The sequence below is a fragment of the Methylobacterium sp. BI1 genome (assembly GCF_056680125.1).
Genome location: NZ_CM155267.1, coordinates 626,492 through 639,097, shown reverse-complemented (window position 1 = coordinate 639,097; position 12,606 = coordinate 626,492). Strand labels below are relative to the sequence as shown.

14 protein-coding genes are annotated in these 12,606 nt (G+C 69.2%); 1 reads left to right on the top strand and 13 read right to left on the bottom strand.

Annotation, left to right across the window (positions count from 1 at the left end; translation table 11 throughout):
* Positions 1–3: 3 nt before the first annotated feature.
* The 4 genes from AC1MGR_RS03020 to AC1MGR_RS03005 all read right to left on the bottom strand — a co-directional run bounded on the left by AC1MGR_RS03020 (position 4) and on the right by AC1MGR_RS03005 (position 3,517).
* Positions 4–1,659: a TadE/TadG family type IV pilus assembly protein gene (locus tag AC1MGR_RS03020; protein WP_480233602.1), complete on the bottom strand. Its 1,656-nt coding sequence runs from the start codon at positions 1,657–1,659 to the stop codon at positions 4–6.
* A gap of 24 nt (positions 1,660–1,683) precedes the next feature.
* Complete coding sequence (locus AC1MGR_RS03015; protein ID WP_480234920.1) at positions 1,684–2,322, bottom strand: TadE/TadG family type IV pilus assembly protein; 639 nt, start codon at positions 2,320–2,322, stop codon at positions 1,684–1,686.
* A gap of 70 nt (positions 2,323–2,392) precedes the next feature.
* The gene (locus AC1MGR_RS03010) at positions 2,393–2,977 is read right to left on the bottom strand and encodes a TadE/TadG family type IV pilus assembly protein (RefSeq protein ID WP_480233601.1); all 585 of its coding nucleotides are present in this window, start codon (positions 2,975–2,977) and stop codon (positions 2,393–2,395) included.
* A gap of 312 nt (positions 2,978–3,289) precedes the next feature.
* Positions 3,290–3,517 carry a hypothetical protein gene (locus tag AC1MGR_RS03005; RefSeq protein ID WP_480233600.1) on the bottom strand — a complete coding sequence of 76 codons (228 nt, stop codon included), beginning with the start codon at positions 3,515–3,517 and terminating at the stop codon, positions 3,290–3,292.
* A 304-nt stretch (positions 3,518–3,821) separates the two neighbouring features.
* Here AC1MGR_RS03005 and chrA point away from each other — a divergent pair, with 304 nt between their 5' ends.
* Positions 3,822–5,054 (top strand): chromate efflux transporter, encoded by a 1,233-nt coding sequence (chrA, locus tag AC1MGR_RS03000; protein WP_480234919.1) that lies wholly within the window; start codon positions 3,822–3,824, stop codon positions 5,052–5,054.
* Positions 5,055–5,057: 3 nt separating this feature from the next.
* On the opposite strand, the gene soxA is transcribed toward chrA, so the two are convergent.
* The 9 genes from soxA to AC1MGR_RS02955 form a co-directional block, all read right to left on the bottom strand.
* On the bottom strand, positions 5,058–5,810 hold the full coding sequence (gene soxA / locus AC1MGR_RS02995) for a sulfur oxidation c-type cytochrome SoxA (protein ID WP_480234918.1): 753 nt from the start codon (positions 5,808–5,810) through the stop codon (positions 5,058–5,060).
* 17 nt (positions 5,811–5,827) lie between these two features.
* A complete protein-coding gene (gene soxZ / locus AC1MGR_RS02990; RefSeq protein WP_108036847.1) occupies positions 5,828–6,148 on the bottom strand; it encodes a thiosulfate oxidation carrier complex protein SoxZ in 321 nt (106 codons plus the stop codon).
* A 6-nt stretch (positions 6,149–6,154) separates the two neighbouring features.
* Entirely contained in the window at positions 6,155–6,631 is a 477-nt protein-coding gene (locus AC1MGR_RS02985; RefSeq protein WP_480233599.1) for a SoxY-related AACIE arm protein, read from the bottom strand.
* Positions 6,628–7,113, bottom strand: a complete 486-nt coding sequence (gene soxX / locus AC1MGR_RS02980; protein WP_181259679.1) for a sulfur oxidation c-type cytochrome SoxX — start codon at positions 7,111–7,113, stop codon at positions 6,628–6,630. The genes AC1MGR_RS02985 and soxX overlap by 4 nt, the downstream gene beginning before the upstream one ends.
* A gap of 5 nt (positions 7,114–7,118) precedes the next feature.
* A complete protein-coding gene (locus AC1MGR_RS02975) occupies positions 7,119–8,369 on the bottom strand; it encodes an FCSD flavin-binding domain-containing protein (RefSeq protein WP_480233598.1) in 1,251 nt (416 codons plus the stop codon).
* On the bottom strand, positions 8,366–8,680 hold the full coding sequence (locus AC1MGR_RS02970; RefSeq protein ID WP_480233597.1) for a c-type cytochrome: 315 nt from the start codon (positions 8,678–8,680) through the stop codon (positions 8,366–8,368). Before AC1MGR_RS02970 ends, AC1MGR_RS02975 begins: the two co-directional genes overlap by 4 nt.
* A complete protein-coding gene (locus AC1MGR_RS02965; RefSeq protein WP_480233596.1) occupies positions 8,677–10,866 on the bottom strand; it encodes a xanthine dehydrogenase family protein molybdopterin-binding subunit in 2,190 nt (729 codons plus the stop codon). Before AC1MGR_RS02965 ends, AC1MGR_RS02970 begins: the two co-directional genes overlap by 4 nt.
* 10 nt (positions 10,867–10,876) lie before the next feature.
* Positions 10,877–11,338 carry a (2Fe-2S)-binding protein gene (locus AC1MGR_RS02960; RefSeq protein WP_480233595.1) on the bottom strand — a complete coding sequence of 154 codons (462 nt, stop codon included), beginning with the start codon at positions 11,336–11,338 and terminating at the stop codon, positions 10,877–10,879.
* Positions 11,339–11,784: 446 nt separating this feature from the next.
* Positions 11,785–12,567, bottom strand: a complete 783-nt coding sequence (locus AC1MGR_RS02955) for a Crp/Fnr family transcriptional regulator (RefSeq protein WP_480233594.1) — start codon at positions 12,565–12,567, stop codon at positions 11,785–11,787.
* Between the last annotated feature and the right edge of the window lie 39 nt (positions 12,568–12,606).

Sequence of the window (12,606 nt, the reverse complement as noted above, 5' to 3'; positions counted from 1 at the left end):
TCCTCACTGGGTCAGGCGCAGGGTTCCGATGCTCTTCCCGATCTGGTCGAAGGCCGCGATGAGGGCGTCCGAGGTGTTGGCGATGAACGCCTGGCTCTGCGAACTCGCGCAGCCGTTCAGCAGGCTCAGGCCCTGGCTGTCGATCGGATCCCCCGAGGTGCTGAAGCCGATCGTGTAGAGCTGGATGCCGGCCGTCTTGGCGTTGGTGCAGGCCGTCTGGGTCAGGGCGTCCAGGGCGTTGCGCGCCTGGGTCGTGTTCGTGAGATTCTGGTAATTGGGCGGCAGGCGGCCGTTCGGCGTCGAGCCGTCGGCGTTCTTGAAATACCCCATCGAGAAGAAGAACGTCTCGTTGTAGTTCGCGTAGGGGTTGTCGCTCCAGCTGTTCGCCCCGTCGGTCATCAGGATGATGATCTTGTTCACGTTCGCCGATGAGTAGGATCCGCCGTCGCCGAAGACGCTGTTGGGCGACAGCGTGCGCCATCCCCACATCAGGCCCTCGAGGATGTTCGTCGCGCCCTGCGGCTTCAGGCTCGAGACCAGCGACTTCAGGATCGTGACGTCGTTGGTCAGCCGCTGCAGGGGCTGACTGGTGCAGCCGAAATTCGGCCCGTTCGGCAGGGCGAGGTAGGAACTGTCCGTGGGCGCCGCGCCCTGGGGATTGACGTACTTGCATGCCCGCGCCTCGGTCGCGGCGAAGGTCAGGCTGCTGTCCGCCTTGCAGGAATTGGAGCCCGTCGAGTCGTTCAGGTAGCTGTTGAACGTGTAGTTCCCCGCATAGGACGTATAGGACGTCGTCCCCTGGCCCGGCTCGTCGGGTGCGAACATCGGGACGTAGAGGGAATCGGCGCTCGACCCCGGTTGCCCGTCCTGGACGTTCAGTGGATAGGGCAGGGTTTCCAGGCATCCGCCCCAGCCCCAGTTCGGCGAGACGGTCTTGAGGGAGTCGAAGATCCCGAACCGACTGGTGAACCCGGCCGCCGTGGCGCCGGTGACGTTGGTCCAGTGGTAGGAGGATTTGCCGAGCTTATCGATCCAGGTCGCATTCCGGTACGTGGCCGGATTGACCGCGACGGACGCCGCGAAGGGAACGATCGAGATCCGCGTATCCGCGGTGAAGGCAGGGTTGTTGTGGACGTAGTCGATGAAGTTGTTCGCTGCCTGCTGGGCGGCCTGCATCTTCGTCATGCTGCCGCCGCTCGAACTCATCGAGCCGGTCGTGTCCAGCACGAGGGCGATCTCGAACGTCTTCGGAAGCGGCGTCGCGCATTGCGCGAAGGCTGTCGGGTTCAGGTCCAGCGTCTTGGTGATCTGGCCGAACAGGGCCGGCGAGCTGATGTGGGTCGCCAGCACGATCTTGCGCGGGTTGGTCGTCACGGTGATGGGATCGACCCTCAATCCGGCCGCACCCATGTAGCCGGCCATCATGGTCTGGGCCTGGCTCTGCATCTGGGCCGTGGTCGTGGTGTTCGGGCTCTGGCACAGGTTCAGGGCCGTCGCATCGGTGGCCGCCTGGAGCTTGGCCTGCATCCGCGTGGCGGTTCCGTAATCGAGGGCGGCCCCCGCGAAGGCGAGCAGCGGCAGGCTCGCGAGCGCGAAGATCACCGCGACGTTCCCGTGGCGATCGACGAGGAAGCGTTGGACCAAACCAGGACGACGCACGATCATCTCCTCATCTCGTCGCACTCAGGTCACCGGGGCGGGGCAAGGCGATCCCTTGGGCAGGAGCACCTCGCTGTAGGGATTCACCCCGTAGGGCTGGCCGCCGCGGGTCGGCCAGGGCGTGTTGACGGTCAGGGTGATCTGACCGTTGGTGCCGCCGAGCTGGTTCACCAGGGCGCTGCCGAGCATCGGCGCGTAAGGCATCGTCACCTCCGCCAGGATGTAGCGGGTGCCGGTGACCTGGAATCCCTGCGGGACGCTCAGGTCCGAGGCGGCCCCGGTGGCGCGCGCCTTGGCGTTGTCCGTGGCGGCGCTCGAACAGACGACGGGTCTCAGGGAGAAGCCCTTCAGGTCGACCCCCAGCGCACTCACGACGATCTTGACGTTCGTCGTGTCGAAGGGCCGAAGAATGAGCTTTGCCGACTTCAGGATGTCGGCCATCGCCGCATCCGTCATTGGGTTCTGCTTGTCACCCTGCGACGTGAGATCCGCGACGGCCCGCGACAGGAGGGTCACCTTGCGCCAGTTGTCGACGCCATTCGACAGCTCGATGATGCCGACCAGCAGCATGAGCATGATCGGGAAGATCAGCGCGAACTCCACCGCGGAGACCCCGCCGGACGCGCGCCCGAACGAACGGGCGCGCGTCCGGAGGGTGCGCATCACGCGGGTGTGACCCCGGAGGGTGTGAACGTCGCGGCCGGGCGACGTGGAGGAGCCTGGCGAACCCATGTCAGGTGTTGCAGCCCGTGGTTGATGTCGTCTGGTAGGGCTCCGTCCGGAAGACGGCCGTCGACTGCATCAGCTGGGATCCGTCGGCGAACGTATTCGGGCTCAGCTTCAGGAAGGAGAAGAACACCGGAAACTTGGCCGCCGCCGAAACGACGACGATGGCGCCCGGCTGCGGACAGCTGAACTGCGTCCCGGCCGTGCTGGACCAGCCGCCCGTGCTCGAATCGAACGGGCTGGGGACGCTGCCGTTGCCGTAGGAGGCGCTCAGGGTGACGTCGAGCTTGATCGACTGGCAGTCAAAGGCCGGCATCAGCGCGCCGGAGTTGCAGAGATTGTCCCGCAGGCGTCCCAGGAGAACGGCCGGGTCCCGCTGCCCACTATTGGCCACCTGAAAGGATCCCGTCAGAATGGTGCGACTTGCCTTCTGAACAGCATAGTCGAGGTTTTGCGCGGCCCAGACCTGAAACGAAATCTGAATGATCGCCGCCAGCATTGTGAAGAACGGAATTGCGACGAGCCCGAATTCAACGGCCGTTGCGCCACGATTGTCCGAGCGAAATCGCTCGACCAGCGTGACGGCGCGCAACCCAAGAAAACGATTGGCTCTTGTGGTCGTCTCAGGCCGGCAAGGTCGCCCTATACGATTCAAAATTATCTTTTGATAGATTTTCTGAACGCATCGCATCGGGACAATTTTCTGTGATACAGGCTCTATAACGTAGGAGTTGCATACGGTCCGCATTTCAAAGCTTACGCGCTACAGACATACGGGCCAGCAATTCACAATGTATGAATCCGTATTTCGAAATTGTGCTTTCGCGCGTCTTCGGACTCATCCGATCTAAGCACCGGTTCCCGCGCGTCCGGGACGAGTCGGGCCGGGGGATCGAATGGCCGCTCAGTCCCGGGGCGGCAGCCCGTCGCGCCAGGCGTCCCGGTCCCTCCGGAGCTGGTCGAGGGCGTCCTGGAGAGCCGTGAAACGGGCCTTCGCGTCCTCGATCGCGTGGCGCTCCTCGATGGCGTCCAGGACGCGCGCGGCCTGCTCCCTGACCGCCGCCTCCGCGGCGAGAATGCGGATGTCGAAATCCCGGAGCGTCTCGATCCAGTTCTGTCCTGACGGTGTCATTCGGGGCCCTTCTTCGTTCCGCCAGGAACGGACTCGGCCGCGATCCGTCTTCATCACAAACCGGTTGGCTGTCCGCTCCGCGTGCGCGCTCGCGTCGGGGGTGCCCGTCGAAGCCCTCGGGCGCCGGCGCCTCCGGGTCGATCCGGCGCGCTCCGCGCCTGCGCGGGCCCGGGGGCGAGCGCCGTCCGCGATGGCCTCCGGCCGCCGATCCGGTACAGGGAGGGCGCGCAGCACGGCATCCTCCCGCGGGGCCGCCAACCAGGAGCGACGGGTGAATCCACAGGAGCAGCCTTCGGCGCCGGCCATCCGGCCCCGCCCGACCGCCGGCCGGGCCGCCGAGGTGTTCGGGGTGTTCCTCAAGCTCGGCCTCACGTCCTTCGGCGGTCCGATCGCGCATCTCGGCTATTTCCGCGACGAGCTGGTGCAGCGTCGGCGCTGGATCGACGAAGCGGGCTATGCCGACCTCGTCGCCCTGTGCCAGTTCCTGCCGGGACCGGCCTCCAGCCAGGTGGGCTTCTCCCTCGGGCTTCTGCGGGCCGGCGGCCTCCTCGGCGGGCTCGCCGCCTGGACGGCCTTCACGCTGCCCTCCGCGCTGGTGCTCCTCGCTTTCGCCCTGGGGGCCGGCGCCCTGACGAGCCCCTGGGCGGAGGCGGTGCTGCACGGCCTGAAGCTCGTGGCCGTGGCGGTGGTGGCCCAGGCGGTCTGGGGCATGGCCCGCGCCCTCACGCCCGACCGGCCCCGCGCCGGGATCGCCGTCGCGGCGCTGATGGGGGTCGTCTTCCTGCCCGGCGCCGTCGGTCAGGTGCTGGTGATCGCCCTCGGGGCCGCGGCCGGGCTGCTCCTGTGCGGGGGCGCGCCCGCCGCCACCGGCGGCCGCCTCGCGGTTCCGGTCTCGCGCCGGGCGGGCGCGGTGGCACTGGTCCTGTTCGCGGGACTGCTCGTCGGGCCGGCCCTTCTGGTCCCGGCCCTGCTCGGCCCGGGCGGCGGCGCGGGTCCGGCGGGCCAGGGGCTCGCCCTGTTCGACGCCTTCTACCGGGCGGGCGCCCTGGTGTTCGGCGGCGGCCACGTCGTGCTGCCCCTGCTGCAGGCGGAGGTGGTCGGCCCCGGCTGGATCGATCCGGCCCGGTTCCTCGCCGGCTACGGCGCCGCCCAGGCGGTGCCGGGGCCGCTCTTCACCGTGGCGGCCTATCTCGGCGCGGCGGTCGGCCCGGTGCCGCATGGCTTGGCTGGGGCGGCGATCGCCCTGGTGGCGATCTTCCTGCCGGGGCTGCTGCTGGTCTACGGCGCCCTGCCCTACTGGGACGGCCTGCGCGCCCGCCCCCGCGCCCAGGCGGCCATGCGCGGCACCAACGCCGCCGTGGTCGGCATCCTCGGGGCCGCCCTCTACGATCCCGTCTGGATCAGCGCCGTGGGCAATGCCCGCGACTTCGCCGTCGCGGTCCTGGCCTTCGTGCTGCTCACCGCGGGGCGGGTGCCGCCCTGGATCGTCGTCCTGCTCACCGCGGCCGGCGGGCTCGTGCTGGCCCGGCTCCCCTGAGGCTCACGGGCGCACCGCGGGGGTCTCCACCGGCAGGGGCGCGGCCCGGTCCATCAGGTAGCGCTCCAGGGCGACGAACTCCGCCGCGCCGTAGGCGAAGGGCTCGGCCCGCATCCCCGTCATGCAGTTGCGCAGGCGCCGCTGCACCGAGCCGACCCCCTGCCATTCCAGGCGGTAGAGCGGGTAGCCGGTGGGGTGCCCCTGCGGGATCAGGGCCGCGCCGAGGCGGCGCCCGTGATTGTCGTCGTGGCAGGCGGCGCAGGACAGGTCGAGCTGGCCCATGCGCTGCGTGAACAGCGCCTTGCCGGCCGCCCGGGCGGGTCCGAGGCGGGGATCGTCCGGGACCGTGATCGGCAGGCCCGCCGACTGGGCGGCGACGTAGGCGGCGAGCCCGAGGAGCTCGCGGCTCTCGTGAGCGTAGGGCTCCGCGCCCTGGTGGTGGCGCCGGCAGGCATTGATCCGGCCCACGAGGTCGATCGGGGCCGCGGTCTCGGCGTCCCAGGCCGGGTAGCGGGCGGCGACGCCGCGCATCGTGGCGCCGGCCTCGCCGTGGCAGCCGGCGCAGGCGGGCCGGTCCGGGGCCGGCGCCTTGCCCCAGAGGTCGGCGCCGTCCTCGAGCCAGAGCAGGGCCGGGTTGGCCATCCCGTCGCGCTGCATCGCCTGGATGTCGGGACTCATGGTGTCGAAGCCCGAGCGCCGCTCGGCCGGCGGGATCTCACCCGCCCGCACCGGCCCCGCCGACAGGGCCGCCAGCATCAGGAGCGCGAGCCGCCTCACGTCACCGTCAGGGTCGCGGTCTCGGTCTGCGCAAAACCGTTGTCCCCGCGCCAGGTGAAGGTGAGCGTGCCCGTCTGCGTCGCCCGCAGGGTGAAGGTCAGGTACGGGTTGGCCGCCGTCGCCGGAAACAGCTCCGCCCGGAACACCGTCTCGCCGTCGTACAGGCAGGTGAACTCCGTGATGATGTCCCGCGGGCGGATGCGCCCGTCGGCCCCCGGCCGGAAGCCGGTCTCCATCGGGTGCGAGATCAGGGTCTTGATCGTGACGACCTCGCCGGCCTGGGCGGTCTTCGGCACGTTGATCAGGGTGCGGGCCATGGCGGCTCAGCCCTCCAGGCAGGCGGCGAGGGTGACGATCGCGTCGGCCGTGGTCGACCAGTAGCGCCCGTCGCTGGTCTCCGCGATGGCGGTGATGCGTTGCGTGTCGGCGAGGCGGATTCGGGTCGTGATCGCCGCGCGACCTCCACGCGACCCTAGGTATACCGTGATGACATTCGGCTGCGGATTCTTGTCGTTGAACACCGCGATGCGGCGGACATGATCCTCCGGCGTCATCGGGCTCTCCACCGCCACCGTGATGGTCACGGCGTTGCCGTTCTCGACCAGCGGCGGCAGGTCGAGGTGGATGCGCCCCGGGTGGATCTCGGCCGCCCCCGCGAAGCGCCGGATGGCCTCGGCCGTGCTCTCGGTGCGGATCGCGGCACCGGCCGCCACCGGGCGCAGGGCGACGGTCGCGACCATGGCCGGTCCCAGGGCGAGAAGGCCGCGGCGGCTCGGGCGGTGGGGTCTCTGCGGGGTCACGGCGCCGGCCTCTCCGGTGGTGTGTCGCGCAAGGTCGCGAGGAAGGCGACGATGTCCTCGATGTCCTGCGGGCCCAGCACCGGCCGGCCGCGCCAGGCCGCGCCGACCCGCGTGGTGCCCGCGAGGCTGTAATAGGAGGGCATGATGGTGTCCGGGTTCAAGACCCGACCGTCGACGAGGCGCAGGCGCAGGGCGCCCGGCGAGAGCCTTTCGCCGACGCCCGTGAGGTCGGGACCGAGATTGCCGGGGAAGCGCTCCTCGGGGAATGGCCCGGCATGACAGAGCAGGCAGAGCCCCTTGGTTCGGTCGATGACGAGGGCCCGGCCCTGCGCAGGATCCCCCGGAACTCCGGTCAGGCTCGCGGGTATGGCCTGGTCGACGACGGCGACGGGCCGCAAGGGCTCAGCCCCAGGTTCGGCTCCCGCCCCGGCCTCGGCCCGCGCGGCCAGGATCGTGCAGGCGATCCAGGCCCAGCCGGGCATCCGCCTCATCCGAAGACCTGGCGGGTGATGGTGCGGTACCAGTCGGCGGCGTAGAGGGCCTCCTGCTCGCGCAGGGCCATCGGCGCGTCGACTGGGCTGATGCCGCCGGCGCCCTCCACGTCGGCGAGGACGCCGCCCGCCGGGTGGTAGACGCCCGCGATCGAGATGCCGTAGCCCGGCGCCACAAGGCTGTAGCAGGTGTTGATCAGCTTCGGCGTCTCGGGCGCGCGCCCGGCCAGGAGGTCGATCACCGCATCCGCGCAGACCTTGGCCTGGGCATTGGCCGAGAAGGCGGATTTCGGCATCGCCCCGGCGATGGCCGCGTCGCCGATGACGTGGATGCCGGGCACTAACCGGGATTCGAAGGTGACGGGATCGATCGGGCACCAGCCGCTGCGGTCGGCGACCCCGGCGACGGCGGCGATCCGCCCCGCCCGCTGGGGCGGGATGATGCAGGCGACGTCCGCCTTGTACTCCGAGAAGTCGGTGCGGACGATCATGGCGTCCGGGTCGACGGCACTCACCTGTCCGCCCTCCGCGAGCGGGACGTATTCGAGTTGCGTCGGGTACAGGGCCTTCCAGGCCGACTGAAACAGGCGCTGCTTGGAGAAAGTGTCCTTGGCGTCGAGAAGGATCAGTTTCGCGCGGGGCTTGGTGGTCTTGAGCACATGGGCGATCAGGCTCGCCCGCTCGTAGGGGCCGGGCGGGCAGCGATAGGGATTGCCCGGCACCGACAGCACCACGGTGCCGCCCTCGGGCATCGCGGCGAGTTGCCGGGCAAGGAGCAGCGTCTGCTCGCCCGCCTTCCAGGCATGGGGCATGCGCTCGGCCGCTGCCGCGTCGTAGCCGGGAATGGCATCGAAGCGCAGGTCGATCCCCGGCGACAGCACGAGGCGGTCGTAGGCGAGCGCGGTGCCGTCGGCGAGCGTCACCCGTCGGGCATCCGCGTCGATGCCGGTGGCGGCAGCGTGCACCACGCGGAGGCCGTCGCGGGCAAGGCCCTCGTAACCGAACCGCTGCGCCGCCATGGGTTGAAGCCCGGCGATGACCTCGTTGCTGAACGGGCAGGCGACGTAGGTCGGATTCACCTCGACCAGGGTCACATCGAGGCCACCCGAGTGGAGCGTGCGGGCGGCGGTGGCACCGCCGAAGCCGCCGCCGATGACGACCACCTTCGCAGTGGCCCGCGCCAGAGCCGGCCGACCCAAAGCGAGGGCTGCCCCTGTGGCGAGGAGCGCGCGGCGCGTCGGGCTCATGGTCGCTCCTGGCTTGTCTCGTGAGCGGTCGGGCGCTGCCGGGACAGGTAGACGGCGATGGCCTGGGACTCCTCCTCCGAGAACCCCTTGGCGATACGGCTCATCACGCTGGCCGGCCGCTTACCCGAACGGTACTCGGCCAGCGCCGACGCGATCTCGGCCGCCGGACGACCGTCGATCGCCCCCATCGCCGCCCCCTCGGCGTGGCAGCCGGCGCAGGCGGAGGCCCCCGGCGGCGGGCGCTCCGCCGCCGGGGACAGCCCGACCGATCCGGCAAGCAGCCAGGTCGCGACCACGGCCGAGCGTATCACGCCCGGCGCAGGTCCGTGTTCTTCACCGGCATCTGGCGCACGCGCTTGCCGGTGGCCGCGAAGATGGCGTTCAGGACGGCGGGGGCCGCCACCGCGATGGTGGGTTCGCCGACGCCGCCCCAAAAGCCGCCCGAAGGCATCACGATCGTTTCGACCACCGGCATCTCCTGCAGGCGCATCACCGGATAGGTGTCGAAGTTCGTCTGCTCGATGCGTCCGTCCTTGACCGTGCATTCCTGGTAGAGCGCCGCCGACAGGCCGTAGACGAAGGAGCCCGCGATCTGAGCGTCGATCTGCTGCGGATTGAGTGCGTGGCCCGGGTCGGTGGCCGCGACGATGCGGTGGACCTTGACCGCCCCGTCATCGCTGACCGAGACCTCGGCCACCGCCGCCACGTAGGAGCCGAAGCCCATCATCTGGGCGAGGCCCCGGTGGACACCCGCAGGAGGCTTCGAACCCCAACCGGCCTTGTCCGCTACCGCCTGTAGCACCGCCCGATGCTTGGGGTGTTTCTCCATCAGCTTCAGCCGGAAGGCCAGGGGATCCTGTCCTGCCGCATGGGCCAGCTCGTCCATGAAGCATTCGAGGTAGATGGCGTTCGGATTCATGTTCACGCCGCGCCAGAAGCCCGGCGGGACGTGCGGGTTGCGCATCGCGTGGTCGACCAGGATGTTCGGGATCGCGTAGCCGATCGCGGCCTCCGCGCCCCCGGGATTGAGCCCCTGGAACACCACCGGATCCTTGCCGTCCACCATCCGGTTCGGCGCCACGGAGACCAGGATCGACTGCCCCGAGATGCGCATGTGCAGGCCGGTGACGTTGCCGGCCTCGTCCAGCCCGGCGCGCATCCGACACTGGGTGATCGGGTGGTAGCGCCCGTGGGTCATGTCCTCCTCCCGGGTCCAGATCAACTTGATCGGGGTCCCGGGCATCTCCTTCGCGATGAGGACGGCCTGGCGCAGCCAGTCGTGGGTAGCGCCGCGCCGGCCGAAGCCGCCTCCGAGCAGGAGCTTGTAGACGTCGCACTGGTTCGCCGAGAGGCCGGCCGCCTCAGCCACGGCGGCGAGCGCCGCCTCCCCGTTCTGGGTCGGCGCCCAGGCCTCGCAGCGCTCCGGGGTCCAGCGCACCGTGGCGTTCATGGGCTCCATCGTGGCGTGGTTCTGGAACGGCACGCCGTAGGTCGCTTCCACGACCCGGGCCGCCCCCTTCAGGGCGCCCGCGGCGTCGCCGCCCTTGTTGCCGACATAGGCGTCCTCGGCGTCGAGGCCCTCGCGAAGAGTCGCCGCGATGGTCTCGCTCGAGACCTGCCCGTTCGGGCCCTCGTCCCAGATGATCGGCAGAGCCTCCACCGCGGTCTTGGCACGCCAGAACGTGTCGGCGATGACCGCAACGCCGGAATCGCCCACTGCGACGACCTTCCTCACGCCGGGCATGCCCTCGACGGCCTTGGCGTCGAAGCTCTTCACGGTGCCGCCGAAGACCGGGCAGTCGCGGATCGCCGCGTTCAGCAGGCCAGGCATCTTGAGGTCGATGCCGTAGATCTGGCTGCCGTTGGTTTTCTCGACGGTATCGAGGCGTTTCACCGGCTTGCCGGCGATGGTCCAATCCTTCGGATCCTTGAGGACGATGTCCTTTGGTGGCGTCACCTTGGCCGCCGCCATCGCCACCGCACCGAAGGTGGTGGTGCGGCCAGAGCCAGCATGGCTGATCACGCCCTTCTCGACCCGGCACTCGGAGGGGGCGACGCCCCAACCCTGGGCGGCGGCCTCGACCAGCATGGTGCGAGCGGCCGCGCCGCCCTTGCGGACGTAGTCCTGGGACTCGCGGATGCCGCGGCTGCCGCCGGTGCCGAAATCGCCCCAGATCCGGCCGCGGGCGACGTTCTGGCCCGGCGTGGGATACTCGGTGACCACCTTGCTCCAGTCGCAGCCCAGCTCCTCGGCGACGAGTTGGGCGAGGCCCGTGAGGGTGCCCTGGCCCATCTCGGATCGGGCGATGCGGATCACCACGGTCTCGTCCGGCTTGATCACCACCCAGGCATTGACTTCAGGCGTGAGTGTCGGCGGAGCCGCCTGCGCGGCAGCCTCGGGGAAGGGCACGTGGAATCCGAGACTGAGGCCGCCGGCGGTGGCAACCGCGCCGGCTACGAAGGCGCGTCGGGACGGCGTGTTCGCGAGGGCGTTCATGGCTCTCTCCTCAACCCGCCTGGCCGCCATCGGCGGCGAGCTTGATGCCGGCCAGGACGCGGTTGTAGGTGCCACAGCGGCAGATGTTGGTGATTTCGGAGCGGATCTGCGCCTCGCTCGGATGCGGATTCTGCGCCAGCAGCGCGGCCGACGCCATGATCATTCCGGACTGGCAGAAGCCGCACTGCGGCACGTCGAGTTCGACCCAGGCCTTCTGCACCGGGTGCGAGCGATCCTTCGACAAGCCCTCGATCGTCACGATCTTCTGGTCAGGCGTCACGCTCGAGACCGGCATCGAACAGGAGCGTACCGCCGTGCCGTCGATATGCACCGTGCAGGCGCCGCACTGCGCGATGCCGCAGCCGTACTTGGTACCGGTGAGGCCGACCTGCTCCCGGATGACCCAGAGGAGCGGCGTGTCGGGTTCGGCCTCGACCTCGCGGATGGCGCCGTTCAGATTCAAACGGATCATGCGTTTCCTGCCGTGTTGCCCAGTCGTGAGTCCTGCTCCGCCAGATATCCGCAGCGGCGGCTCCGTCTTTGGAATGGTTGTACGGTGACGTGGTCGACCAAGTCCACAGCCATTTGTGGTGACAATCCGTATGCAGGTCGGTCCCCGGCAAGGGATCTTTCGAATGCTCCCTGGCAGACCGTCCGACAGTCACCCAAATCTCGAACAGTACTCTTCGAATTCTCATAAACCCTCGCTTCGGGTCGGATACCCGACCGAGGGTCCGGATTGGATCGGGTCTTCGATGAGAACTGAATTTCGACGGGAGGCCGTCCATCGTGGGGCCCGGGCTTCGATGGAACCACATCCTGCCGCCGTGGGGCCGACCCCCTGGCTATATGGCTGCAGAGGCCCGCTTCGGCTCCGTCTTTCCGTTGGCAAGCGTCCCTCCGACGGGACGCATCGGCTCAGATCCCGGCGCCGCGCTCCGGGTCCGGTCCCTGCGGAATGAGTCGGTGGTATTCGCCCTCGGGCACTCCGTAGCTGCTTGCGGCCAGCGCCTCGAGCGCCTTGCGATCCCGAACCGTGATCCGACCGCGCCGCGCCGTGATCATGCGCTGCGCCTCTAGCGCCTGTACACTGAGGGTTGCCCCGGAGCGCTGGGATCCCAGGGTTTGCGCCAGAAAGGCGTGTGTGACGGGCATCTCATCCCCGCCCACCCGATCATGCGACATGAGAATCCAACGGGCGAGCCGGATTTGCAGGGGCAGCGTCGCATGCCCGTAGGCGGTCTGGCCGATCTGGATGAGCTGGACTTGGACGAAGCGGAGCAGGCACGTCCGGAGCGAGAGCGACGCCTCCGCTGCGGTGGAGAGACGGGTGGTATCGATCGCCAGCATCTCCCCCGGGACCTGGACGAAGGTCCGGTGCGGGGTGCGGTCGCTCCCGAGCAGGACCGGCGTGGCACCGATCAGCCCCTCCGGTCCGATGACGCCGACTTCGATCCGGCTCCGATCCGTACCGGCGATGACCGAGGCATAGCCGGTCTCGGGAAAATACACCCGCAGCACCGGCTCGTTCGGGGTGATGAGGGTTTGATTCGGATGCGTTCGAACGCGAAGGAGATCGGGCTGGAGGCGCGCGAAATCATCGGGCTCCAATGTTGCCAGGAGATGGTTGTGCACCAAGTCCTGGCGCAGGTCTCTCACGCCCCCACCCCGTTCTCCAATCAGATCGGGGATCACTTCCATCGGGGGAGGACCAGTTCACATTTGCGTGATCTCTCCAGA

Bases quoted from the DNA above. Each gene is read 5' to 3' on its own strand.
- soxZ (WP_108036847.1), bottom strand. From the start codon at position 6,148: ATGGCCCGCACCCTGATCAACGTGCCGAAGACCGCCCAGGCCGGCGAG.
- AC1MGR_RS02965 (WP_480233596.1), bottom strand. From the start codon at position 10,866: ATGAACGCCCTCGCGAACACGCCGTCCCGACGCGCCTTCGTAGCCGGC.
- soxX (WP_181259679.1), bottom strand. From the start codon at position 7,113: ATGCCCGGCTGGGCCTGGATCGCCTGCACGATCCTGGCCGCGCGGGCC.
- AC1MGR_RS02975 (WP_480233598.1), bottom strand. From the start codon at position 8,369: ATGAGCCCGACGCGCCGCGCGCTCCTCGCCACAGGGGCAGCCCTCGCT.
- AC1MGR_RS02955 (WP_480233594.1), bottom strand. From the start codon at position 12,567: ATGGAAGTGATCCCCGATCTGATTGGAGAACGGGGTGGGGGCGTGAGA.
- AC1MGR_RS03005 (WP_480233600.1), bottom strand. From the start codon at position 3,517: ATGACACCGTCAGGACAGAACTGGATCGAGACGCTCCGGGATTTCGAC.
- soxA (WP_480234918.1), bottom strand. From the start codon at position 5,810: ATGCTGGCGGCCCTGTCGGCGGGGCCGGTGCGGGCGGGTGAGATCCCG.
- AC1MGR_RS02960 (WP_480233595.1), bottom strand. From the start codon at position 11,338: ATGATCCGTTTGAATCTGAACGGCGCCATCCGCGAGGTCGAGGCCGAA.
- AC1MGR_RS03015 (WP_480234920.1), bottom strand. From the start codon at position 2,322: ATGCGCACCCTCCGGACGCGCGCCCGTTCGTTCGGGCGCGCGTCCGGC.